This window comes from Mycolicibacillus koreensis (genome assembly GCF_002104795.1).
GTDB lineage: Bacteria > Actinomycetota > Actinomycetes > Mycobacteriales > Mycobacteriaceae > Mycobacterium > Mycobacterium koreense.
In genome coordinates, this window is record NZ_NCXO01000031.1 from 11,857 (window position 1) to 34,635 (window position 22,779).

The 22,779-nt window shown below is 71.2% G+C and carries 23 protein-coding genes; 15 read left to right on the top strand and 8 right to left on the bottom strand.

Annotation, left to right across the window (positions count from 1 at the left end):
• Positions 1–48 precede the first annotated feature (48 nt).
• From fdxA to B8W67_RS13485, 3 genes are all read left to right on the top strand, one after another.
• Positions 49–375, top strand: coding sequence for a ferredoxin (gene fdxA / locus B8W67_RS13475; protein WP_069392158.1), 327 nt, complete (start codon positions 49–51; stop codon positions 373–375).
• The gene (gene dapC / locus B8W67_RS13480; RefSeq protein WP_197747595.1) at positions 372–1,478 is read left to right on the top strand and encodes a succinyldiaminopimelate transaminase; all 1,107 of its coding nucleotides are present in this window, start codon (positions 372–374) and stop codon (positions 1,476–1,478) included. Before fdxA ends, dapC begins: the two co-directional genes overlap by 4 nt.
• Before the next feature lie 92 nt (positions 1,479–1,570).
• On the top strand, positions 1,571–3,376 hold the full coding sequence (locus tag B8W67_RS13485) for a serine/threonine-protein kinase PknH/PknJ (protein WP_069392136.1): 1,806 nt from the start codon (positions 1,571–1,573) through the stop codon (positions 3,374–3,376).
• A gap of 51 nt (positions 3,377–3,427) precedes the next feature.
• On the opposite strand, the gene B8W67_RS13490 is transcribed toward B8W67_RS13485, so the two are convergent.
• Positions 3,428–4,339 carry a GmrSD restriction endonuclease domain-containing protein gene (locus B8W67_RS13490; protein WP_084228755.1) on the bottom strand — a complete coding sequence of 304 codons (912 nt, stop codon included), beginning with the start codon at positions 4,337–4,339 and terminating at the stop codon, positions 3,428–3,430.
• A gap of 106 nt (positions 4,340–4,445) precedes the next feature.
• A complete protein-coding gene (locus tag B8W67_RS13495; RefSeq protein ID WP_069392134.1) occupies positions 4,446–4,691 on the bottom strand; it encodes a helix-turn-helix domain-containing protein in 246 nt (81 codons plus the stop codon).
• A 175-nt stretch (positions 4,692–4,866) separates the two neighbouring features.
• Here B8W67_RS13495 and ctaD point away from each other — a divergent pair, with 175 nt between their 5' ends.
• On the top strand, positions 4,867–6,615 hold the full coding sequence (ctaD, locus tag B8W67_RS13500; protein WP_069392133.1) for an aa3-type cytochrome oxidase subunit I: 1,749 nt from the start codon (positions 4,867–4,869) through the stop codon (positions 6,613–6,615).
• A 4-nt stretch (positions 6,616–6,619) separates the two neighbouring features.
• On the opposite strand, the gene B8W67_RS13505 is transcribed toward ctaD, so the two are convergent.
• Together B8W67_RS13505 and B8W67_RS13510 are read right to left on the bottom strand one after the other, a co-directional pair.
• Complete coding sequence (locus B8W67_RS13505) at positions 6,620–7,069, bottom strand: group III truncated hemoglobin (protein WP_069392132.1); 450 nt, start codon at positions 7,067–7,069, stop codon at positions 6,620–6,622.
• Positions 7,062–7,817, bottom strand: coding sequence for a helix-turn-helix transcriptional regulator (locus B8W67_RS13510; RefSeq protein WP_069392131.1), 756 nt, complete (start codon positions 7,815–7,817; stop codon positions 7,062–7,064). The genes B8W67_RS13505 and B8W67_RS13510 overlap by 8 nt, the downstream gene beginning before the upstream one ends.
• A 165-nt stretch (positions 7,818–7,982) precedes the next feature.
• Here B8W67_RS13510 and B8W67_RS13515 point away from each other — a divergent pair, with 165 nt between their 5' ends.
• Both B8W67_RS13515 and B8W67_RS13520 read left to right on the top strand, forming a co-directional pair.
• A complete protein-coding gene (locus B8W67_RS13515; protein WP_069392130.1) occupies positions 7,983–9,389 on the top strand; it encodes an acyl-CoA synthetase in 1,407 nt (468 codons plus the stop codon).
• A 112-nt stretch (positions 9,390–9,501) separates the two neighbouring features.
• Positions 9,502–9,786, top strand: a complete 285-nt coding sequence (locus tag B8W67_RS13520) for a hypothetical protein (RefSeq protein ID WP_069392129.1) — start codon at positions 9,502–9,504, stop codon at positions 9,784–9,786.
• Between the two features lie 29 nt (positions 9,787–9,815).
• Here the strand turns inward: B8W67_RS13520 and dapD are convergent, their stop codons facing one another.
• Complete coding sequence (gene dapD / locus B8W67_RS13525; protein WP_069392128.1) at positions 9,816–10,760, bottom strand: 2,3,4,5-tetrahydropyridine-2,6-dicarboxylate N-succinyltransferase; 945 nt, start codon at positions 10,758–10,760, stop codon at positions 9,816–9,818.
• A gap of 75 nt (positions 10,761–10,835) precedes the next feature.
• On the opposite strand from dapD, the gene B8W67_RS13530 reads away from it, so the two are divergent.
• Positions 10,836–11,858, top strand: coding sequence for a carbon-nitrogen hydrolase family protein (locus B8W67_RS13530; RefSeq protein WP_084228765.1), 1,023 nt, complete (start codon positions 10,836–10,838; stop codon positions 11,856–11,858).
• Here B8W67_RS13530 and B8W67_RS13535 read toward each other — a convergent pair.
• Complete coding sequence (locus B8W67_RS13535) at positions 11,855–12,673, bottom strand: nucleotidyltransferase family protein (protein ID WP_069392126.1); 819 nt, start codon at positions 12,671–12,673, stop codon at positions 11,855–11,857. The genes B8W67_RS13530 and B8W67_RS13535 overlap by 4 nt on opposite strands.
• Positions 12,674–12,760: 87 nt before the next feature.
• On the opposite strand from B8W67_RS13535, the gene dapE reads away from it, so the two are divergent.
• On the top strand, positions 12,761–13,822 hold the full coding sequence (dapE, locus tag B8W67_RS13540) for a succinyl-diaminopimelate desuccinylase (RefSeq protein WP_069392125.1): 1,062 nt from the start codon (positions 12,761–12,763) through the stop codon (positions 13,820–13,822).
• Here dapE and B8W67_RS13545 read toward each other — a convergent pair.
• A complete protein-coding gene (locus B8W67_RS13545) occupies positions 13,807–15,870 on the bottom strand; it encodes an AAA family ATPase (RefSeq protein WP_069392124.1) in 2,064 nt (687 codons plus the stop codon). The genes dapE and B8W67_RS13545 overlap by 16 nt on opposite strands.
• A gap of 68 nt (positions 15,871–15,938) precedes the next feature.
• On the opposite strand from B8W67_RS13545, the gene B8W67_RS13550 reads away from it, so the two are divergent.
• From B8W67_RS13550 to B8W67_RS13580, 7 genes are all read left to right on the top strand, one after another.
• Positions 15,939–16,481: a cytokinin riboside 5'-monophosphate phosphoribohydrolase gene (locus B8W67_RS13550; RefSeq protein WP_069392123.1), complete on the top strand. Its 543-nt coding sequence runs from the start codon at positions 15,939–15,941 to the stop codon at positions 16,479–16,481.
• 56 nt (positions 16,482–16,537) lie between these two features.
• On the top strand, positions 16,538–18,316 hold the full coding sequence (gene fadD6 / locus B8W67_RS13555; RefSeq protein ID WP_069392122.1) for a long-chain-acyl-CoA synthetase FadD6: 1,779 nt from the start codon (positions 16,538–16,540) through the stop codon (positions 18,314–18,316).
• A 26-nt stretch (positions 18,317–18,342) separates the two neighbouring features.
• On the top strand, positions 18,343–19,218 hold the full coding sequence (folP, locus tag B8W67_RS13560) for a dihydropteroate synthase (RefSeq protein WP_069392157.1): 876 nt from the start codon (positions 18,343–18,345) through the stop codon (positions 19,216–19,218).
• A complete protein-coding gene (locus B8W67_RS13565; protein WP_069392121.1) occupies positions 19,215–20,192 on the top strand; it encodes a glucosyl-3-phosphoglycerate synthase in 978 nt (325 codons plus the stop codon). Before folP ends, B8W67_RS13565 begins: the two co-directional genes overlap by 4 nt.
• Positions 20,193–20,261: 69 nt before the next feature.
• A complete protein-coding gene (locus B8W67_RS13570; protein WP_069392120.1) occupies positions 20,262–20,645 on the top strand; it encodes a DivIVA domain-containing protein in 384 nt (127 codons plus the stop codon).
• A complete protein-coding gene (locus tag B8W67_RS13575) occupies positions 20,642–21,244 on the top strand; it encodes a DNA-3-methyladenine glycosylase I (RefSeq protein WP_069392119.1) in 603 nt (200 codons plus the stop codon). Before B8W67_RS13570 ends, B8W67_RS13575 begins: the two co-directional genes overlap by 4 nt.
• A gap of 132 nt (positions 21,245–21,376) precedes the next feature.
• Positions 21,377–21,544 (top strand): DUF3117 domain-containing protein, encoded by a 168-nt coding sequence (locus tag B8W67_RS13580; RefSeq protein WP_069392118.1) that lies wholly within the window; start codon positions 21,377–21,379, stop codon positions 21,542–21,544.
• A gap of 18 nt (positions 21,545–21,562) precedes the next feature.
• Here B8W67_RS13580 and glgA read toward each other — a convergent pair whose 3' ends face one another.
• Positions 21,563–22,744 (bottom strand): glycogen synthase, encoded by a 1,182-nt coding sequence (gene glgA, locus B8W67_RS13585; protein WP_069392117.1) that lies wholly within the window; start codon positions 22,742–22,744, stop codon positions 21,563–21,565.
• Positions 22,745–22,779: the final 35 nt, after the last annotated feature.

Genomic DNA, 22,779 nt, shown 5'->3' on the forward strand with positions numbered 1-22,779 from the left:
AGCTAGTGTGAGCTGCTGCATCGTGACCCGCGGATGGAGGAGACCTTCATGACGTACGTGATCGCTGAACCTTGCGTCGACGTCAAAGACAAATCCTGCGTCGAGGAATGCCCCGTCGACTGCATTTACGAGGGCAGCCGGATGCTCTACATCCACCCCGACGAGTGCGTGGACTGCGGGGCCTGTGAGCCGGTCTGCCCCGTCGAGGCGATCTCCTACGAGGACGACCTGCCCGAGGAGCTCGAGCAGTACATCGGCCTCAACGCCGCCTTCTTCGAGGAGCTGGGCTCGCCCGGCGGCGCGGCGAAGGTCGGCATGGTCGAGCACGACCCCCAGCAGATCAAGGATCTGCCGCCCCAGGGCGGAGACGACTGAGCGGGGTCACCCGACGCCGGGCGGTCTCGGCGTCGCTGCCGGTGTTCCCGTGGGACACCCTGGCTGAGGCTGCCGCGACGGCCAGGGCGCACCCCGACGGCATCGTCGACCTGTCGGTCGGCACCCCGGTCGACGCCGTCGCCCCGGTCATCCGTGCCGCGCTCGCCGCCGCCAGCGACCAACCCGGCTACCCCACCACCGCGGGCACCGATGCCCTGCGGGACGCGATGCGCGCCGCGCTGGCCCGGCGCTACGGGGTCACCGGGCTCGGCGAGGGTGCGGTGCTGCCGGTGATCGGCAGCAAAGAACTCATCGCCTGGCTGCCCACGCTGCTCGGCCTCGGCGAGGCCGACACCGTGGTGGTCCCGGAGCTGGCCTACCCGACCTACGAGGTGGGCGCGCGGCTCTCCGGCAGTGCGGTGCTGCGCTCCGACGCGCCGGGCAACCCGGCGGCCCTGCTGTACCTGAACTCCCCGAGCAACCCCACCGGCCGTGTGCTCGACGCGGCGCGGCTGCGGGAGCTCATCGCCTGGGCGCGCGACTGCGGGGCGGTGGTCGTCTCCGACGAGTGCTATCTGGGGCTGGGTTGGGACCGTCAACCCGTCTCGGTGCTGCACCCGTCGGTGAGCGACGGCGACCACAGCGGGCTTCTGGCGGTGCATTCGCTGTCGAAGACGTCCTCGCTGGCCGGCTACCGCGCCGGTTTCGTCGCCGGGGACCCGGCGCTGGTCGGCGAGCTGCTCGCGGTGCGCCGGCACGCCGGGATGATGGTGTCCACCCCGGTGCAGGCGGCGATGGTGGCCGCCCTCACCGACGACGACCACGAACACGACCAACGGCAGCGTTACGCCCGTCGGCGCGCGGCGCTGCTGCCGGCGCTGCGGGACGCCGGGTTCCGCGTCGACCACTCCGAGGCGGGGCTGTACCTGTGGGCCACCCGCGGTGAGCCCGCACGCGCCACCGTCGACTGGCTGGCCGCACGCGGCATCCTGGTCGCCCCCGGTGAGTTCTACGGGCCGGACGGCGCCGCCCACGTGCGGGTGGCGCTGACCGCCACCGACGAGCGGATCGACGCCGCAGTCGCGCGGCTGGTGACACGGTGAGCAACAACCGGCGGCGCGAAGTTTCGTCGTTGACGGGTCCACACCACCGGTATGTTCACGGTGTGCAGCGACGAAAGGCGAGGGGGTAGCAGGTGCTGGGCGTCGGCGCCGTCATCGCGGGCTACCGGGTCGAGCGGGTACTCGGTGTCGGCGGGATGGGTGCTGTCTATCTGGTGGCCAACCCCGAACTGCCCCGCCGGGACGCATTGAAGGTGCTCTCCGCCGGGCTGTCCAACGACCCCAACTTCCGGGCCCGGTTCATCCGCGAGGCCGACGTCGCCTCCCAGCTCGACCACCCCAACATCGTGTCGATCTACCGGCGCGGAACCACCCCGGACGGTCAGCTGTGGATCGCCATGCAGTTCGTCGACGGCGTCAACGCCGATCAGGCCCTGCGGGCCAGACAGATGTCCCCGCAACGTGCGGTGCGCATCGTCGGCGAGGTCGGCAGGGCGCTGGACTACGCGCGTCGACGCGGGGTGATCCACCGCGACGTGAAGCCGGCGAACATCCTGCTCACCGGTGGGGACGGCGACGAGGAACGTGCGCTGCTCGGTGATTTCGGGATCGCCCGCGCACTCGACGACGTCGGCCTGACCGGTACCGCCGGGGTGATGGCCACGGTGTCCTATGCCGCGCCGGAGGTGATCTCCGGTGGCCAGGTCGACGGGCGCGCCGACCTGTATTCGTTGGGGTGCACACTGTTTCGGTTGCTCAGTGGGCGCTCGCCGTTCGAGGGCACCGGATCGCAGGCGTCGGTCATCATGGCGCACCTGCAGACACCGCCGCCGCGGATCTCCGAGGTCGCGCCGTGGCTGCCGCCGGCACTGGACCCGGTGCTGACCAAGGCGTTGGCCAAAGAGCCCGACCAGCGCTACGCCAGCGGCGCGGAGTTGGCGGCGGCCGCCGACGCGGCGCTGCGCACGCCGGCGCAGGTCGGCCCCGGCGCCCACCCTGTCGCCCACCCCGCGCCGATGCAGTGGCAGCCGCAGCACGCCGCTCCGACGATGCAACCGCAGGGGCCGCAGTTCTTCGGTGGGCCCCCACCGGGGCTCTCGCCGAGCACCCCCAGCACGCTGAGGACACCGCCGGCGCCACAGCGGCCCGGTCGGGGGCGGACGGCGGCGTTGGCCGTGGCCGCAGCGCTGTTGGCGGTTGCGGTACTGGTCGGTGTCCTCGTGCTGATCCGCCAGGCGTCTCACTCCGATTCCACAGCGAAGAGTTCGACCGCGCCCACCTCGAGCAGCCCCGCGGTGAACACCAGCGCGACCAGTGCCTCGAGCACCCCGAGTTCTGCCAAATCGACCGGCGTGGTCCCGGTGTCGGCGCTCGCCGATGTGCTGTTGAGTCCCGAGGAGTTGAGCCACGCAGTCGGGGCCCCATCGCTGACGGTGGTCAAAGACCAGGACAGCATGTGGTCGGACACGATCGTCGACAAGGACTGCGACAGTGTGGTGATGGTCAACGCGCAGGCCGACTACGCCGGCAGCGGGTACACCGCGATCCGTTCGCGGGCGTTGCAGGACAACCCCAAAGACGTGCGGTGGGATGTCGGTCAGGCGGTGGTGTCGTTCACCCGCGCCGAGGACGCCACGAACTACGTCGACCGCAGCGCCGAGGTCTGGAAGAAGTGCGCCAACCGGACCATCAACGCCCGGGCCTCCCAGGAGACGAACTCCGAGGACCTCATGTGGAAGGTCGGTCCGGTCAGCGACGCCGACGGCATCGTGTCCACGACCCGCGTCCCGGAGGGCGCGGCCAACGCCATGTGTCAGGAAGCGCTGTCCTCGCGTGACAATGTCGTGATCCGGGTGTGGGTGTGCCAACGGGACGGCGGTGACATGGTGGTGCGCAACGTCATCGACGCGATCGCCGATAAGGTCAGCTCCCACAGCTGAGAAGGGCGCTGCGGGGAAAAGCGTTGTGGCACCGCGGTTGACGGTTAATCCTCATTCGCAGGCGATGCCGTCGCGGTCGCCGTCGAGTTCAGGTCGGTATCCGGGACTGCCGGCGTACAGTGGGGCCGCCCCGGCCGCGCGCGCCGCAGCGCAGTTGGGGAAATACACCGCGGGGCCGTCCACCGGCGGCGGCAGCGGGGGCGCCAACGGTACCGGGATCGGGGCCACAACGACCGGTGGCTGCCCGCAGTCCTCGGCGAAGATCCGTGCGATCGCGTCGTGTTCGGCCTGGGTCACCCACAGTCCGTAATCGGCCTTCACCGAGACGATCCGGGAGACGTAGGTGCACCGGTAGGCCTTGTTCGGCGGCAGCCACGTTGCCGCGTCGCCGTCGCCCTTCTGTTCATTGATCGGGCCGGAGGTCGCCTGCAGGTTGACCGGATCGTTGGCGAAGTTGCGTCGGGTGTCGCCGTCCCACTGCTGCGCGCCTTTCTGCCAGGCGTCGGAGAGGGCGACGACGTGATCGATCTGGACGTGCGCGGAGGTGCCGCGGCCACGCTGAAAGTCGATGACGGTTCCGGTGTAGGGGTCGTCGAGGATTCCGCGCAGCACGACGCAGCCGTTGGTTCCCGGTTTGAGTTCGGTGTCGGTGAGATCGCGGCGCAGAACGTCGTTGCGGGTGTCGCAGCCGTTGTGGCCGCCGGCGACGGTCACGTCGTCGCTCCATGCCTGACCGAACAGCGCGCGGTCATAGCCGGTTTTGGGCGCACGGCCCTTGACGGGCAGACCGGCCAGCAGCGCGCTGGGAGAATCGTCGGGCACCTCGGCGGTGGCCACGGGAGTCACCGTGACCGCGTCGGTCAGGCCGCCGTGCCCGGTACAGCCGGTGAGAAAGACCGCCGTCGCGAGAACGGCCGCCGTCGCCGCCAGGGCCGCTGCACGCGCAGAAGGTGCCCGCCTCACCGCTGACTCCTCGGATCTCGTGCCGGCGCGGGCCGGCTCCCACGGCGCAACCGCCGGTGGGCTCACCCTAGGCGATGGCCCACCGCTTCCGGTCGATACCGCCGGTTCAGCGCGGCGACACCTCGAGGTTGAGTCCGAGCACGCTGGTGATCGCCACCACCAGCTCCAGTTTCACCGACCCGGCGCCGTACTCGACCGCCTGCACGCTGGAGCGGGACACGCCGGCAAGTTCGGCCAACGATTGCTGGGTCAATTGAAGGTCGATGCGGCGGGCAGCGACCCGTTCGCCGATCCCGGCGATGGCCGGTGTTGACGCAGCACGGCTGGGACTGGTTCGACGTGGACCGGTCACCGTACCCCCTATGTTGGTGCGAGGCTGGAAAAGCGTTGGCCACGACGCGGATCGCCCGGAAGGCCATATTTAACGTACTATAGTGCGGTATAAGGCAGTGCACCGCGCCGCCTGGCTACCGCGCCGCCTGCCCAGGTGTCGGTGGGGCGGTGCATGGCGGACCGCACAACGGGGTATGGGTGATGCTGTGACAACGTTTGCCGAACGCTCCAGCACCACCGAACCCGTCCCGGTGCGGCCCTATCCGCCGCGAACCGCTCCACGTGGCGCCTTCCTGTACAAGGCGATCACCACCACCGACCCGAAGCTGCTCGGGATCATGTACGTGGTCACCACGTTCAGCTTCTTTTTGATCGGTGGGCTGATGGCGCTGTTCATGCGCCTGGAGCTGGCGGCCCCCGGACTGCAGTTCCTCTCCAACGAGCAGTACAACCAGCTGTTCACCATGCACGGCACGATCATGCTGCTGCTGTATGCCACGCCGGTGGTGTTCGGTTTCGCGAACATGGTGCTGCCGCTGCAGATCGGCGCCCCCGACGTGGCGTTCCCGCGGCTCAACGCGTTCAGTTACTGGCTGTATCTGTTCGGTGCGCTGATCACCGTCAGCGGGTTCCTCACCCCCGGCGGCGCCGCCGAATTCGGGTGGACCGGCTACACCCCGCTGTCCAACGCGCTGCACTCGCCGGGCGCGGGCGCGGACCTGTGGATCACCGGGCTGGCGGTGGCCGGTCTGGGCACCATCTTGGGTGCGGTCAACATGATCACCACCGTGGTGTGCATGCGCGCCCCCGGAATGACGATGTTCCGGTTGCCGATCTTCACCTGGAACATCCTCATCACGATGATCATGGTGCTGATCGTGTTTCCGCTGTTGACCGCGGCGCTGCTCGGGCTGGCATTCGACCGTCACCTCGGCGGGCACATCTACGACCCGGGCAGCGGCGGGGTCATCCTGTGGCAGCATCTGTTCTGGTTCTTCGGCCACCCCGAGGTCTACATCGTGGCGTTGCCGTTCTTCGGCATCGTCACCGAGATCTTCCCGGTGTTCTCCCGCAAACCGGTCTTCGGCTACACGATGATGGTCTACGCCACGATGGCGATCGCGGGGTTGTCCACCGCGGTGTGGGCGCACCACATGTTCGCCACCGGCGCGGTGCTGCTGCCGTTCTTCTCGCTGCTGAGCTACATGATCGCGGTGCCGACCGGGATCAAGTTCTTCAACTGGATCGGCACCATGTGGAAGGGCCAGTTGACATTTGAGACCCCGATGCTGTTCTCCCTCGGGTTCGCCGTGACGTTCCTCGCCGGTGGGCTCTCCGGGGTCATGCTGGCCAGCCCGCCGATCGACTTCCACGTCACCGACACCTACTTCCTGGTGGCGCACTTCCACTACGTGCTGTTCGGCACGATCGTGTTCGCCACGTTCGCCGGGATCTACTTCTGGTTCCCCAAGATGACCGGTCGTCTCCTCGACGAACGTCTGGGCAAGCTGCACTTCTGGCTGACGTTCATCGGGTTCCACACCACGTTCTTGGTGCAGCACTGGCTGGGCAACGAGGGCATGCCGCGCCGCTACGCCGACTACCTCGACATCGACGGCTACCAGCCGCTCAACATCGTCTCCACCATCGGTGCCCTGATCCTGGCGACCTCGATGCTGCCGTTCGTGTGGAACGTGTTCAAGAGCTGGCGCTACGGCGAGGTCGTCACCGTCGACGACCCGTGGGGCTACGGCTGTTCGCTGGAGTGGGCGACCAGTTGCCCGCCGCCGCGGCACAACTTCACCGAACTGCCGCGGATCCGCTCCGAGCGCCCCGCATTCGAGCTGCACTACCCGCACATGATCGAACGGATGCGGTCCGAGGCCTACATCGGGGCCGGCCACCCGCCGCACAGCCACCTCGGGGTGCCGGTGGGCGAATAACCCCTCAGCTGCGGGTCGTGGCGACCAGCGCGTCGAGGTCGGCGGCGTTGCCGCCGGTGAGCTTGCGATGCATCGCCCATGCGATGCGTGCGGCCTCGGTCTTGGCCCGATGCGCCATCGGCCCGCGGTACATCTGGTCGATGGTCGCCACCCAGGTGGACAGCCAGCGCACGAAATGCCGACCTGCCAACGGAGTGCGCTCGTGCACCGACAGATGCGCCGGCAGCGGGCTGCCGCGGTACAGCCCGGCGTGAAACAGCACCGTCTCCCAGAAGTCGGTCATCAACGGGATGTGGGAATCCAGGCCGTTGACGTCACGGACCTGGGCGAACGGCTCGCCGAGCACGTCGTCGACGAGGATCTGCCCGTAGAAGCGACGCAGCAGGGCCTCCACGTCGGTGCGGTCGGTGATGTCGGTGCCGCCCACCGCGCCGGTACCGGCGGCGTCAGGCATCGCGGAACACCTTCGCGACACAGAGTTCCGGGGTCACAAACGGCTCCAAGTCCACCTGCAACTGCGACCCGGCGCCGCGTTCGGGCCCCGCGTTGGGGTCGGCGTCGGCCAACCCCTGCAGCAGCCCCAGATGGATGCCGCAACTGACTTCCGGATACTCCAGGGCCAATTCGCGCACCGGACAGCCGCGCAACCGGATGGTGCGCTGGCGGGCGGCGCGACCCCGGCTCGGGGCGTCGGCAGGGGTCGTGGAGGTGTCCGGGTCGGGGGCGAAGCCCATGCGCTCGAACACCGTGGTGGCCAACGCGGTCTGCGACTCCAGCAGATCATCGGCGGTGTCGGCGTCGCCGTCGGTCTCGTGGGGGGTCTCGGTCAGGATCCGCGCCGCCCATCGGCGTCCGGCCCGCTGGGCCTTCTGGCGACGCTCGGCGACGGTCTCGCCGAGTTCCATCGCCAGCACCTCCACCACGCTGCGATAGTCCATGCGCCCCTGCACCGCGACATAGCCGGTGCGGGGCCGGCCCACGCCCTGGCGGTTGATTCGGGTGCGGGCCACCAGGCCCGCGCTGCACAGGCCGTCGAGGTGGAACCGGACCGTGGTCACGTGCAGGCCGGTGCGCTGCGCCAACGTGGTGACATCGACCGCGCCGTTGTATTCGCGGACCAGGCCGAGCACCCGATCGCGCTGGCGATTGCGCGGCCAGCGCGCCTGTCGGCCCGGTTGCTGTCCGTTGCGGTCCTCGTCCACCCGGGAGCCTCCTTCGACCGCGTGTGCGGCACCTGCACTCGCCGCCGTATATAACGGACAGCGATCGTTGAAATTTTAGCATCGGGGCCGGCTGTCGAGATGTGCCGATAGTCACCCCGTTCGCCGTTCGCCACCATAACCGACGCCGCCGGTAGCCTCGGGTCCGTGCTGTTGCCCTCGCTCAATCCCGACGCCGCCGGGCCCGACCTGCCCGACGTCATCCGCATCGACGGCGCCACGCTCAGCCGCAGCCAGGCGATCGGCGCGGCCACCGCGGTCGCCGAACGCATCGGCGGGCTCTCCCGGGTCGCGGTACTGGCCACCCCCACCGTCTCAACGGTGCTCGCGGTGGCCGGTGGTCTGCTCGCCGGGGTGCCGGTGGTGCCGGTGCCCCCCGATGCCGGGTCCGCCGAACGCGCCCACATCCTCGCGGACTCCGCCGCCCAAGCCTGGCTCGGCGGCGCCCCCGACGATCCGGCGGGCCTGCCGCACATCCCGGTGCGCCGCTACGCGCAGTCGTTTCACCGCTACCGCGAGCCGTCCCCGGAGGCGACCGCGCTGATCATCTACACCTCCGGCACCACCGGGGCGCCCAAGGGAGTCCCGGTGAGCCGCCGGGCGATCGCCGCCGACCTCGACGCGCTCGCCGCCGCGTGGCAGTGGAGCCCCGATGACGTCCTGGTGCACGGGCTGCCGCTGTTCCACGTGCACGGCCTGGTGCTGGGGCTGCTGGGATCGCTGCGGGTCGGCAACCGTTTCGTCCACACCGGCACACCCACCCCGGCCGGCTACGCCGAGGCCGCCGCGGCGGGCGGCACCCTCTTTTTCGGGGTGCCCACCGTGTGGTCACGGCTGGTCGCCGAGCCCGCCGCGGCCGGCGCGATGGGCGCGGCACGGCTGCTGGTCAGCGGCTCCGCTCCGCTGCCGGTGCCGGTCTTCGACCGGCTCGCCGCGCTCACCGGTCACCAGCCGATCGAACGCTACGGCAGCACCGAATCGTTGATCACGCTGTCGACCCGCGTGGCGGGGGAGCGGCGGGCCGGCTGGGTGGGGCTGCCGCTGGACGGGGTCAGCACCCGGCTGGTCGACGAGGCCGACGCGGCGGTGCCCTGCGACGGCGAGACCATCGGCCGGCTGCAGGTGCGCGGCCCGATGCTCTTCGACGGCTACCTCAACCGTCCTGAGGCCACCGCCGAGGCGTTCGACGCCGACGGCTGGTACCGCACCGGGGATGTGGCGGTCATCGACGCCGCGGGCATGCACCGCATCGTCGGACGAGAATCGGTGGACCTGATCAAAACCGGGGGTTTCCGGGTCGGGGCCGGCGAGATCGAGACGGTCCTGCTGGGCCATCCCGGGGTGGCCGAGGCCGCCGTGGTCGGACTGCCCGACGCGGACCTCGGTCAGCGGATCGTGGCGTTCGTCGTCGGCGACGCCGGGGCCGACGAGCTCATCGCGCTGGTCGGCGAGCAACTCTCGGCGCACAAACGTCCCCGCGAGGTGCGCAAGGTCGACGCGCTGCCCCGCAACGCCATGGGCAAGGTAGTTAAAAAAGCGTTGATGACCGGTTGATCACCGAGAGCTGACTCGGCGCGGCGGCACTGTGGTTAGGCTGACGCTCGACGGGGAACTAAATCTCCCGAACACCGGACGGTCCGGTGGAACTGAGAGGGGCATCCGCAGCATGAAACGACTCGGGCTGACCATCGTCACCGCCTTCACCGCGCTGGCTTTCCTGCTTTCGGGATGCTCCGCCGGGGTGATCAACAAGGGCGGGGACACCACGTGCAAGGAATACAACGGGCTTGAGGACAACAAGCAGCGCGACGCGGTGGAGAAGATGATCAAGGACCGCAAGTCCGAAGAGGGCTCCAACCTGGAGGTCTCGGCTGTGCAGGTGTCGGTCGGCGCGTTCTGCAAGACCGTCGGCAAGGACAGCAGCAAGATCAGCGAAGCCGACCTGAGCTGATCCGCAGGCCGCCTGGTTGGCGGTCTCCCTCAGTTGGCGTGCAGGGCCTCGTTGAGCGCGATGCCCTGCCCGTCACGGGAGACCGCCTCCACCGCCCCGGAGACCGAGTTGCGGCGGAACAGTAGGTTGTTCGCCCCGGAGAGCTCCCGGGCCTTGACCGTCGCGCCGTCGGGCAGCGTCACCTTGGTGCCGGCGGTGACGTAGAGCCCGGCCTCGATGACACAGTCGTCGCCGAGGGAGATGCCCAGCCCGGCGTTGGCGCCCAGCAGGCAGCGCTGGCCGACCGAGATCACCTCGCTGCCGCCGCCGGACAGCGTGCCCATGATCGAAGCGCCACCACCGATGTCGGAGCCGTCGCCGACGACCACCCCCGCCGAGATGCGGCCCTCGACCATCGAGGCGCCCAACGTGCCGGCGTTGAAGTTGACGAACCCCTCGTGCATCACCGTGGTGCCCGACGCCAGGTGCGCGCCGAGGCGCACCCGGTCGGCGTCGGCGATGCGCACCCCGGCCGGCACCACGTAGTCGACCATGCGGGGGAACTTGTCCACCCCGTAGACGGTCACCGGGCCGCGCCGGCGCAGCCGGGCGCGCACCGTCTCGAACCCGTCGACCGCGCAGGGGCCGTGGTTGGTCCAGACCACGTTGGTCAACACCGCGAACAGGCCGTCGGCGTTGAGTCCGTGCGGGGCGACCAGCCGGTGGGACAGCAGATGCAGCCGCAGGTAGCCGTCGTAGGCGTCGGCGGCCTTGGCGCCCAGGTCGGCGATGCCGGTGCGCACCACGACCGTCTCGGTGCCGCGGTCCTCGTCGCGCCCGGTCAGCGCCGCGAACTCCGCGGGCACCTCCGCGGCCGACAGCCGCGTGGTGGCGCCGTCGGCGTCCTCGCGAAGTTCCGGTGCCGGAAACCAGACGTCGAGAACCGATCCGTCCGCGGCCAGTGTCGCCAACCCAATCCCTGAAGCTGCACTCACGCCGGTCAGGCTACTTGTCCGCCGCGGCCCCGGCGCAGCCCCACCCCGGCGGCCGGCTGGGGGAGAATGGGCGGCATGGCTGGGCTTCCATCGGTGCGGGTGGCGGCGGTGCTGGCCGCCCCGGTCTTCCTGGACCTGCCGGCGACGCTGGACAAACTCGACACCCTGGTCGCCGAGGCGGCCGCCGGCGGGGCGCAACTGGTGGTGTTCGGGGAGAGCTTCGTCGCCGGGTTCCCGATCTGGAACGGTGTGCTGGCGCCGATCGACCAGCACGGTTTCCATGAACAACTGGTGGCGTCGTCGCTGGTGGTGCCGGGGCCGGAAACCGAGCGGCTCGGGGCGATCGCCCGCGCGCACCGGGTGGTGCTGTCGGTGGGAATCAACGAACGCAACCCCGACAGCCTGGGCCAGCTGTGGAACACCAACCTGATCTTCGATCGCCGCGGGCGTGTGGTCAACCACCGCCGCAAACTGGTGGCCACCTGGTACGAGCGCCTGAGCTGGTCGCACGGCGACGCCCACGATCTGTGCCCGGTCGAGCTGGACGGCTGGCGGCTCGGGGCGCTGATCTGCGGGGAGAACACCAACACGCTGGCCCGGTTCACCCTGCTGGCCCAGGGCGAGCGCATCCACGTCGCCAGCTATCCGCCGGCGTGGCCGTTCGACGGCCGCTCCACCGACTACGACTACGACCTGGCGCGCACCATCGAACTGCGCGCGGCCGCCCACGCCTTCGAAGGCAAGGTCTTCGTGGTCGTGGCCGCCACCGCCCTGGATGCGGCCGCGCTGGAGGCGGTCGCCGGCGACGACGAGCGTCTGCGGACCGCGCTGACCGCCACCGCCCCGGCGGCGATGGTCATCGGCCCCGACGGGCGGGGGGTGTCCGGGCCGCTGACCGAGCCGGGAATCCTGCACGCCGAACTCGACCTGCAGCGCGAGATCATCGCCAAACAGGCCCACGACATCGTCGGCACCTACAACCGGGCCGACATCTTCCAGCTGACCGTCGACACCCGCCGCCCCACCATCCTGCAGCGCCGCGACCGGCCCGACGAGCCCGACGAGCTCGACCTGACCAGCCCACCGGGGGACCGCTAACCGGGGGCGGCGGCCTGCAGCCGAGCGCGCCAGCCACGGAACTGCTCGGCCAGGACCGGCTCACCCAACTCGGTCAGCCGCGCGATGTGATCGCCGAGATAGTCGTCGTAGAGCGCGACGAACCCGGCGCGCAGCAGCCCCGCCGCGGTCTGGTCGCCCGGGGCGGCGTGGCGCCACTGGAACGCCGCGGCCACCAGATCGGCGGCCGCCCCGCTGTGGCCGTCCAGGTAGTGGCCCACGGCGGCGTCGTTGGTGCCCTCCCCGCCGGTGTCGGCGGTCAGCAGAAACCGCACCGGGAAGAGCACCACCTTGGTGGTGCGCCGCACCCCGGAATCCAGCAGCGCCGCCGGGTCGCCGGCGTGGCCGACCACCTGGTCGGCGAGCACGTCGAGCGCGAACTGCGCACCGGCGACGATCAGCTCCGCGCGGGTGGGCCGCGGCAGGCCGTCGCGGACATCGGTGCCGGCGAGCAGCCGGCCGTGCTCGAACAGGCACAGCCGGTCCAACGGCGGGAACCGGCCCTCGGCGGACCCGTCGCGCAGCGAGGCCGGCGAGCCCCAGAACAGCGAGACCCGCTCGTGCAGCGCCGAGCCGCGGGCCCGGATCGTCGCGCCCACCCGATGCACCGCCGCCGCGTCGGTGGCGGCGAGCGGATCGGTGAGGATCGCGGCCACGTCGACGTCGCTGACCAGCGGGCTGAACCCGCCGTGGGCCAGGCTGCCCAGGGCGTACACCGCGGCCAACCGGTCCCCGAACGTCTCGGTCAGCGCCGCGGTGGTCTCGGCCAACACGTCCTCACCACTGCTGGTGTCCACAGGTGTCCTCTCGTCGCGCCGCTACGCCGACCGTAGGACCTCCACCGGTCGGCCGGGTAGAGGCCACCGGTCACTAAGGTTGTCGGTGTGCTCGATCTTCGCGGCGACCCCATCGACCTGACCGCCACCCTGGTCGACATTCCCAGTGAGTCGCGCCACGAGCAGTGCATCGCCGACGAGGTGGAGGCAGCGCTGCGCGCCCAGACCGACGGGTGGGAGATCGTGCGCAACGGCAACGCGGTGCTCGCCCGCACCCAGCTGGGCCGGCCCAGCCGGGTGCTGCTGGCCGGCCACCTCGACACCGTGCCGGCCGCGGACAACCTGCCCAGCCGCCGCGACGGGGCGGTGCTGCACGGCTGCGGCACCGCCGACATGAAATCCGGGGTGGCGGTGTTCTTGCACCTGGCCGCCACCGTCGTGGACCCCACGCACGATCTGACCCTGGTCTTCTACGACTGCGAGGAGATCGACGCCAGCGCCAACGGTCTGGGCCGCATCGAACGGGACCTGCCCGACTGGCTCGACGCCGACCTCGCGGTGCTCGGCGAACCCACCGACGGCTACATCGAGGCCGGCTGCCAGGGCACACTGCGGGTGGTGGTGCGCGCCACCGGGACCCGGGCGCATTCGGCGCGGTCCTGGCTGGGCGACAACGCCATTCACAAGCTCGGCGCGGTGCTCGACCGGCTGGCCGGCTACACGGCACGCCACGTCGACATCGACGGCTGCGTCTACCGGGAGGGCCTGTCGGCGGTGCGGATCGACGGCGGGGTGGCCGGCAACGTCATCCCCGACGCCGCGTCGGTGACCCTGAACTACCGGTTCGCCCCCGACCGCACCCCGCAGCAGGCGCTGGCCCACGTCCACGAGGTCCTCGACGGGCTCGACGTGACCGTCGAGCAGACCGACGCCGCCGCCGGCGCCCTGCCGGGGCTGAGCAAACCGGCGGCGCGGTCGCTGGTGGAGGCCGCCGGTCAGGTGCGAGCCAAATACGGCTGGACCGACGTGGCCCGCTTCGCCGCTCGCGGGGTGGCCGCGGTCAACTACGGTCCCGGCGACCCGAACCTGGCCCACGCCCGCGACGAGCGCGTCCCGGTCGCCCAGATCAGCGCGGTGACCGAGCTGCTGCGCGGCTACCTGGGCGGCTGACCGGCCGCCACCGCCCGGGCCTCGCTCAGCGCGGAACGCGCGACCGCACAGTCGATGTCGGCGCCCAGCCGTGCCAACGGCTCGTGGGCGTGGATGTCGCCGAGCAGGGCCGCGGTGCGCCAGGCCTGAAGCGCCACCGCCGACTGCCCGCCGCGTTCGGCGGCGCGGGCCGCGTCCCGCGCGGCGGCGATCGCGCCGTGCTCGTCGCGCATGCAAGCCCGCCGCCACGCCCGGGCCATGCCGAGTTCGGGGGTGAACAACGCCGATTTCGTGCCGTGCCGCGACTCGGCGCGACTGAGCACCTTGGAGGCGCCGGCGACGTCGCCGCCGCGGGCCAGGGCGGTGGCCAACAGCATCAGCGACAGCGGGCCCCACGAGTAGCCGGTCGGCTCCAGCGCCGCCGAGGCCGGCTCGAGAAGTGCAGCCGCCGCGCCGAACTCCTCGGCGGCCAGCAGCGTCGTCGCCAACAGCACCTCGCCGATCGCGCGGCCCGGCTGCTGCAACTCGGCGAAGTCGGTGAACCGCTGCGCCACCTCGCGGGCGGCACCGAGATCGTCGGCCAGGATCAGCGTGCTCACCTCGGCCAACCCGATGGTGAACCGCAGCAGCCCGGGATGTTCGACGGCCAGCGCACGGCGGGCGGCCGGCGCGACGTCGTCGAACCGGCCCTGCCGGGCGGCGCAGAGCGCCGCGGCGCTGCCCGCCCAGGCCACCGCGGTGTCCTCGGCGTCGGGGGCCCCGAGCACCTCGGTGGCCATCGCGACGGCCCGCTCGATGTTGCCGGCGTTCATCGCGAACGTGGCGCTCAACGCGTCCAGGGTGATCCGGCCGGACGCCCCGGTGAGCCGTCCTCGGGTGCTCTGCAGAAACGCCGTGGCCCGCTCCGGCTCGTTGAGCATGAAGAACTGGTTGGCCGCCCGCGGCAGCGCCCAGGCGATCACCTCCGCCTCGGTCAGGGCGGCCGGGTCGACGGCGGCGAGCACCGCCTCGGCGGCGCGGCCCCGGCCGCGGTAGCCCAGCGCCTGGGCCAGGGTCAGCCGCGCCGGCAGGCCCGCGCCGGCGTCGACGGCCGCGCCGGCCAGCCGCTGCGCCAAGTCCAGGTCGCCGAGGCGCAGCGCCTCCGCGGCGGCGGCGCCGGTCTCCTCCGGTGCGGGCGGATGGTCGCTGGCGACCGCGAGGCCGGCCAGCCGCAGCCGATCGCTGACGGTGGGATCGGGTCGGGCGTCGAGCGTACTCACCACCGCGCTGCGCAGGCGCCGCGCCGCCGGGCCGTCGGCACCGCCGAGTGCGGCCAACGCCCGCTCGGCGAAGAGCGGATGGGCGGTGTAGACGACCGGGTCGGGTCCGCGTCCGCCGCGCTCCCGGGTCTCCGCCGCCCCCCACTGTTCGGCCTGGGCCACCGCGTCGGGCCCGGTGAGCGTCGTCAGATCGGCCACCGGCAGCGGTTCGGCGACCGCCAGGTAATCGAGCACGGCGCGCGCCGGCGCCGCCAGCCCGGCCAAAAAGGCGTCGACCTCGGCCACCTCGGCGGCCGCCCCGGCCGGGCGCGGCGGGGCGACCTCGATGCGTTCCAGCAGATGGTCGGTCCACAGTGCGGCGATGACCGGGGTGGCCTGATCGGCGCGGGCGCTGACCACCATGCGCGCCGCCCGCGCCAGCGCCAACTGGTAGACCAGCGTCGCCGACAAGACGTCCAGCAGGTGCGCGTCGTCGACCACCAGCAGCAGATCGTGTTCGCGGCCGGCCCCCACCAGCGAGGTGCGCGCCGCACGCAGCAGCGCGGCGGGTTTGCCGATGTCGGCCACGTCGACGAGGTGGCTGAACGCGCCGAACGGCACATCGCGTTCGGTGGGGGTGCCGGTCACCCAGCGGGTGACGGTGTCGGGGCGGGCGGCGCGCAGATGCTCGGCGGCGCGGCGGGCCAACGTCGATTTCCCCACCCCGTCGGGGCCCAGCAGCACCGCGCCGCGGCGGTCCGGGTCGGTCAGCGCCGCATCGAGGCGGGCCAGCGCCTCGGTCTGCTCGGGCACCCTCCACTGGATCGGCATCGGCCGGAGTTTACGGTGCGGGCCACGCCCCGGCTAGCCTTTCCGATGTGCGATGGCCAGAGGAATGGATGGTGTGCGTCTACTGCGCGTCCGGGCCGACGCATCCGGAGCTGTTGGCGTTGGCGTCGCAGGTCGGCACCGCGATCGCCGACCGCGGCTGGGCGTTGGTGTGGGGCGGGGGCAACGTGTCGGCGATGGGGGCGCTGGCCACCGCGATGCGTGACCGCGGCGGGCGCACCGTCGGGGTGATCCCCGCCGCGCTGGTCGAGCGGGAGGTCGCCGACGTCGACTCCGACGAGCTGATCGTCACCGACACGATGCGGCAGCGTAAACAGCTCATGGAGGATCACGCCGACGCGTTCCTCACCCTGCCCGGCGGGATCGGCACCCTTGAGGAACTGTTCGAAACCTGGACCGCCGGTTACCTGGGCATGCATGACAAACCGATGGTGGTGCTCGACCCGAGCGGGCACTACGCCGGGCTGTGGCGCTGGCTGGGCGGGCTGGTCGACGCCGGATATGTCTCCAAACACGCCCTGGACCGACTGGTCATCGTCGACGACATCGAGGCGGCGTTGAGGGCCTGCGCTCCCGGCACGACGCGGGATTAGGCTGACAGCAGGGCGGCCGCGAGCCGGCGCGAACACCAGCGAAACGAGGAACAACCGTGTCCGAGCACGAATCGGCGGCACTGCCAGCGGTGCGGCTGCGCGACATCGCCGTGCGCCTGCCCGCCCTGATCCCCGACATTCCGGTGATCCTGCGGGCCGCCGCCACCGGGCTGCGCGCCCAGCCGGGCACCGCGATGTCGATCGGCAAGGTCTTCCAGCAGCGGGCCGCCCGCTACGGTGACCGGGTATTCCTGCGTTTCGACGACACCCGCCTGACCTACCGGGAGGCCAACGCCACCGTCAACCGCTACGCCGCGGTGCTCGCCGGGCGCGGTGTCGGCCGCGGTGACGTCGTCGGGATCATGCTGCGCAACTCGCCGAACGCGGTGCTGATGATGCTGGCGGCGGTGAAGTGCGGGGCGATCGCCGGGATGGTCAACTACCACCAGCAGGGCGAGGTGCTCGCCCACAGCCTCGGCCTGCTCGACGCCGCGGTGCTGGTCACCGAGACCGACCTCGTCGGCGCCGTTGGTGACTGCGCGGCACCGGGACCCGAACCGCTGACCATCGACGACGTGGTGGCCGCCGCCGCGACGGAGTCGCCGGCCAACCCGGAGTCGGTGAACGCGGTGCGCGCCAAAGAGCCCGCCTTCTACATCTTCACCTCCGGCACCACCGGCTTCCCCAAGGCCAGCGTGATGAGCCACCAGCGCTGGCTGCGGGCGCTCACCGCGTTCGGCGGGCTGGGGCTGCGGCTGCACGGCGACGACACCCTGTACTGCGCGCTGCCGCTGTACCACAACAACGCGTTGACGGTGGCGCTGTCGTCGGTGCTGGCCTCCGGGGCCACCCTGGCGCTGGACACCGGGTTCTCGGCGTCCCGGTTCTGGGACCGGGTGATCGCCGCCGACGCCACCGCGTTCGTCTACATCGGTGAGATCTGCCGCTACCTGCTCAACCAGCCGCCCAAACCGACCGACCGGGCCCACAAGGTGCGCGTCATCTGCGGCAACGGGCTGCGCCCGGAGATCTGGGACGAGTTCGCCGAACGGTTCGGCATCGCCCGCATCTGCGAGTTCTACGGCGCCAGCGAGGGCAACGCCGCTTACATCAACATGTTCAACCTGCCGCGCACCGCCGGGTTCGCGCCGATGCCGCTGGCCTACGTCGACTACGACCCGGAGACCGGCGAGCCGGTGCGCGGCCCCGACGGGCGGGTGCGCCGGGTGCGCGACGGGCAGCCGGGCCTGCTGCTGAGCCCGGTGAACCGGCTCTCGCCGTTCGACGGCTACACCGAGCCGGAGGCCACCGAGAAGAAACTGGTCCGCAACGCGTTCAAGGACGGCGACTGCTGGTTCAACACCGGCGATCTGATGACCCCGCAGGGCCTGTCGCACGCGGCGTTCGCCGACCGGCTCGGCGACACGTTCCGCTGGAAGGGCGAGAACGTCGCCACCACCGAGGTCGAGGGTGCGCTCACCGAATGCGACGCGGTCGAGGAGTGCGCGGTGTTCGGGGTGGAGGTGCCCCGCACCGGCGGGCGCGCCGGGATGGCCGCGCTGAAACTGCGCGACGGCGCACCGTTCGACGGCAAGGAACTGGCCGGCATCGTCTACGACCTGCTGCCGCCGTATGCGATCCCGCTGTTCGTGCGGCTGGTCGACACCATGGCCCACACCACCACCTTCAAAAGCCGCAAGGTGGAGCTGCGCGACCAGGCCTACGGCGCGGACGTCACCGACCCGCTGTACGTGCTGGCCGGCCGCGACGAGGGCTACGTGCCGTTCTACCCCGACTACGCCGAGGACGTGGCGGCCGGCAAACGGCCCGCCTGACCCGGGTGACCAGGCAGGGCAGCGCGGTGTCGGCGACCTGGTGCGGCCGTCCGGTCGCCGCGGACCGGGCGCTGATCATGGCGATCGTCAACCGGACCCCGGACTCGTTCTACGACCGGGGTGCGACCTTCGCCGACGCGCCCGCCCAGGCGGCCGCCGAGCAGGCCATCGCCGCCGGCGCCGACGTCATCGACGTCGGCGGGGTCAAGGCCGGACCCGGTGAGGTCGTCGACGCCGACACCGAGATCGCCCGGGTGGTGCCGTTCATCGAATGGCTGCGCGCCCGGTACCCCGACCAGCTGATCAGCATCGACACCTGGCGGTCGGAGGTGGCCAAACAGGCCTGCGCCGCCGGCGCCGACGTGATCAACGACACCTGGGCCGGCGCCGACCCGCAGCTTCCGGCGGTGGCCGCGGAGTTCGACGTCGGGCTGGTGTGCTCGCACACCGGGGGTGCGGCGCCGCGCACCCGCCCGTTCCGGGTCAGCTACGGCACCACCACCCGCGGGGTGGTCGACGCGGTGATCGCCGAGGTCACCACCGCCGCCGAGCGCGCCGTCGCGGCCGGGGTGCGTCGTGATCGGGTGCTGATCGACCCCACCCACGATTTCGGCAAGAACACGTACCACGGGTTAGCGTTGTTGCGTCATCTCGGCGACCTTGTTACAACCGGGTGGCCCGTACTGATGGCGCTGAGCAACAAAGATTTCATCGGCGAGACGTTGGGTGTGGGCTTGGAGGAACGGCTGGAGGGCACGTTGGCGGCCACCGCACTGGCGGCCGACGCCGGCGCCCGGATGTTCCGGGTGCACGAGGTCGGACCCACCCGGCGGGTATTGGAGATGGTCGCCGCCATTCGCGGTGAGCGCGCCCCGGCGCGCACGGTGAGGGGATTGGCATGACGACATCGGACCTGGCCGCCGGCAACGGCGGTGTCGGTGCCGTCGGGCCGATCACCACCCGGCCCGGCGACATCTGGCTGGGCGGGCGCAGTTGGCGCCGCGCCACCTGGACGATCGCCGAACTGCAGGCCGCCAAGGCGGGGCGCACGATCTCGGTGGTGCTGCCGGCGCTCGACGAGGAAGCCACCATCGAATCGGTCATCGACAGCATCACCCCGGTGGTCGGCGGGCTGGTCGACGAGCTGATCGTGCTGGACTCCGGATCCACCGACGACACCGAGATCCGCGCAATCGCCGCCGGCGCCCGGGTGGTCACCCGCGAGCAGGCCCTGCCGGAGATGGCGCCGCGCCCCGGCAAGGGGGAGGCGCTGTGGCGCTCGCTGGCGGCCACCAGCGGCGACATCGTCGTGTTCGTCGACTCCGACCTGATCGACCCCGACCCGATGTTCGTGCCCCGGCTGGTGGCGCCGCTGCTGCTCGACGACGGCATCCACCTGGTGAAGAGCTTCTACCGTCGGCCGCTGAAGGTCGCCGGCGGCGAGGACGCCACCGGCGGCGGCCGGGTCACCGAACTGGTGGCCCGCCCGCTGTTGGCTGCGCTGCGCCCGGAGCTCAGCTGCGTGCTGCAACCGCTGGGCGGGGAGTACGCCGGCAGCCGGGAGTTGTTGACCTCGGTGCCGTTCGCGCCCGGCTACGGGGTGGAGATCGGGCTGCTGGTCGACACCTACGACAGGCTGGGGTTGGAGGCGATCGCCCAGGTCAACCTGGGAGTGCGGGCGCATCGCAACCGGGCGCTGGCCGACCTGGGGGCGATGAGCCGTCAGGTCATCGCGACGCTGCTGTCGCGGTGCGGGATCACCGACTCCGGCCGGGAGCTCACCCAGTTCCTGGCCGATCAGCACGGCTATCTGGCCCGGCCGATCCCGGTGTCGCTGGACGACCGGCCCCCGATGAACACCCTGCGGCCGCGCTGACCTTCTCCCCGCATGACCCCGCGGACCCGTTTCCCGGCACTGCGACGCCGATAGGGCACTATCGAGGGCGTGACGTTGGTGCTGCTGTACACGCTGGTGCTGGTGCTGCTGGCGGCCGTGCTGTTCGGCCTGGTCAGCCTGCTGTTCGGTCGCAGTGAGCCGCTTCCCCCGCTGCCGGCCGGGACCACCGCCACCGTGCTGCCGGCCTCCGGGGTGACCGGCGACGACGTGGAGGCGGTGACGTTCACCCAGGTTCTGCGCGGCTACAAAACCAGCGAGGTCGACTGGGTGCTCGACCGGCTCGGCCAAGAACTCGACCTGCTGCGCGGTCAACTCGCCGCGGTGCAGGCCACCCAGAACGCCCGAGACGCCCAAGACGCCCGAGACGTTCAGGACTTCGAGGACGCGCACGCCGTCGACCCCGGCCGTGGTGAGGACCTCGGCCCGTCGTGACCGCCGCGGCCGACGACGACGGCCTGACCCGCTGCGCCTGGGCCAGCGGGTTGAGCGGGCCCGGCGCGCAGCTCTACCGCGACTACCACGACCACGAGTGGGGCCGGCCGGTGCACGACGGGACCGCGCTGTTTGAACGGATGAGCCTGGAGGCGTTCCAAAGCGGCCTGTCGTGGCTGACCATCCTGCGTAAACGGGAGAACTTCCGGCGCGCGTTCGACGGTTTCCGCATCGAGTCGGTCGCCGGGTTCACCACCGACGACGTGCAACGGCTGCTCGACGACGCGGGCATCGTGCGCAACCGCGCCAAGATCGAGGCCGTCATCGGCAACGCCCGGATCGTCGCCGCGCTGGACTCGCCGGCGGACCTGGCTGACCTGTTGTGGTCGTTCGCGCCGCCGCCGCGCCGGCGCCCGGCGAGTCACGCCGAGATCCCGGCGGTCACCACCGAATCGACCGCGATGGCCACCGCGTTGCGCCGCCGCGGGTTCCGTTTCGTCGGTCCCACCACCGCCTACGCGCTGATGCAGGCCACCGGGATGGTCGATGACCATCTGCGGGGCTGTTTCGTCGCGGCGCAGCGACGCAGATCACATTAGGGCCGGGTCGTGCACACCCGCCGGGGCCGATAGGGGACAATGGGGGGACAAAGTGGCGCGTGACCGTTGGACGTGTCGGCCGTGGGGGCCGCGTCGGACAGGTCAACCGGCTTAGCTTGGAGGGAGCACTCGATGGCGGCTATGAAGCCCCGGACCGGCGACGGTCCACTGGAAGCGACCAAGGAGGGGCGCGGCATCGTGATGCGGGTACCGCTGGAGGGCGGTGGTCGGCTCGTCGTCGAGTTGACCCCCGACGAGGCGGCCGCCCTGGGCGACGAACTCAAAAACGTCACCGCCTGACGACACGACCATCGCCTGCTACCCGCAGAGGGTGCGGTAAATCCGGAAGGTCTCCGCGGCGCTGCGCGCCCAGGAGAACTGCTCGATGCAGCGCTGCCGGCCGGCGCGCCCGTACTCGCGTGCGGTGGCCGGGTCGGCGACCAGCGCGTTGACCGCGTCGGCCAGGCGCGCGGCGAAGCCGGTCCCGTCAGTGTCGGTGGCGGTGGTGTAGCGCACCAACGTTCCGGTGACGCCGTCGGCGACCACTTCGGGGATGCCGCCCACATCGGAGGCCACCACCGCGGTCTCGCAGGCCATCGCCTCGAGGTTGACGATGCCCAACGGTTCATACACCGACGGGCAGACGAACACCGTTGCCGCCGACAGGATCTGGCGAACCCGGTCTCCTGAGAGCATCTCCGGCAGCCAGAACACCCCGTCGCGTTCGGTGGTCAACTCGTCGACGGCCATCGAGACTTCCGCGGCGATCTGCGGGGTGTCCGGCGCCCCGGCGGCCAGCACCAGCTGAATCTGCGGGGCGAAGCGGTGAGCGGCCGCCAACAGCTCGGTGACGCCCTTCTGGCGGGTGATGCGGCCGACGAACGCCACGATCGGACGCGCCGGATCCACCCCCAGCTCGGCCAGCAGCGGCGCGTCCGGTGTGCCGGCATCGGTGCGCACCGGAGTCCACGTGTCGGTGTCGATCCCGTTGTGCACCACGTGCACGATCCCCGGGTCCAGCGACGGGTACACCCGCAGCACGTCGTCGCGCATGCTCGCGCTGACCGCGATGATCGCGTCGGCGTGGGCGGTGGCGGTCTGCTCCACCCACGACGACACGTGATAGCCACCGCCGAGTTGCTCAGCCTTCCACGGCCGCAACGGTTCCAACGAGTGCGCGGTGAGCACGTGCGGGATGTCGTAGAGCAGCGAGGCCAGATGCCCGGCCAGCCCGGTGTACCAGGTATGGGAGTGCGCCACCGCGGCCGACGCCGCCGCGTTGGCCATCACCAGGTCCGCGGAGAGGGTCGACAGCGCCGCGTTGGCGCCGCGTAACGCCGGGTCGGGTTGGTGGACGAACGCATCCGGGCGCGGCACACCCATGCAATGCACATCGACTTCGCAGAGATGACGCAGCTCAGCGACGAGTTCGGTGACGTGCACCCCGGCGCCGCCATAGACCTCCGGCGGATACTCCCGCGTCATCATTGCCACCCGCATACCGCAAACGGTAGTGGCCGGGCGGCACCGGCTGC

What these genes read in the sequence shown, in the direction of transcription:
- fdxA (WP_069392158.1), top strand. Translation starts at nt 49, where the DNA reads ATGACGTACGTGATCGCTGAACCTTGCGTCGACGTCAAAGACAAATCC.
- ctaD (WP_069392133.1), top strand. Translation starts at nt 4,867, where the DNA reads ATGGGTGATGCTGTGACAACGTTTGCCGAACGCTCCAGCACCACCGAA.
- B8W67_RS13505 (WP_069392132.1), bottom strand. Translation starts at nt 7,069, where the DNA reads ATGCCTGACGCCGCCGGTACCGGCGCGGTGGGCGGCACCGACATCACC.
- B8W67_RS13520 (WP_069392129.1), top strand. Translation starts at nt 9,502, where the DNA reads ATGAAACGACTCGGGCTGACCATCGTCACCGCCTTCACCGCGCTGGCT.
- B8W67_RS13530 (WP_084228765.1), top strand. Translation starts at nt 10,836, where the DNA reads ATGGCTGGGCTTCCATCGGTGCGGGTGGCGGCGGTGCTGGCCGCCCCG.
- B8W67_RS13545 (WP_069392124.1), bottom strand. Translation starts at nt 15,870, where the DNA reads ATGCCGATCCAGTGGAGGGTGCCCGAGCAGACCGAGGCGCTGGCCCGC.
- B8W67_RS13550 (WP_069392123.1), top strand. Translation starts at nt 15,939, where the DNA reads ATGGTGTGCGTCTACTGCGCGTCCGGGCCGACGCATCCGGAGCTGTTG.
- B8W67_RS13565 (WP_069392121.1), top strand. Translation starts at nt 19,215, where the DNA reads ATGACGACATCGGACCTGGCCGCCGGCAACGGCGGTGTCGGTGCCGTC.
- B8W67_RS13580 (WP_069392118.1), top strand. Translation starts at nt 21,377, where the DNA reads ATGGCGGCTATGAAGCCCCGGACCGGCGACGGTCCACTGGAAGCGACC.
- glgA (WP_069392117.1), bottom strand. Translation starts at nt 22,744, where the DNA reads ATGCGGGTGGCAATGATGACGCGGGAGTATCCGCCGGAGGTCTATGGC.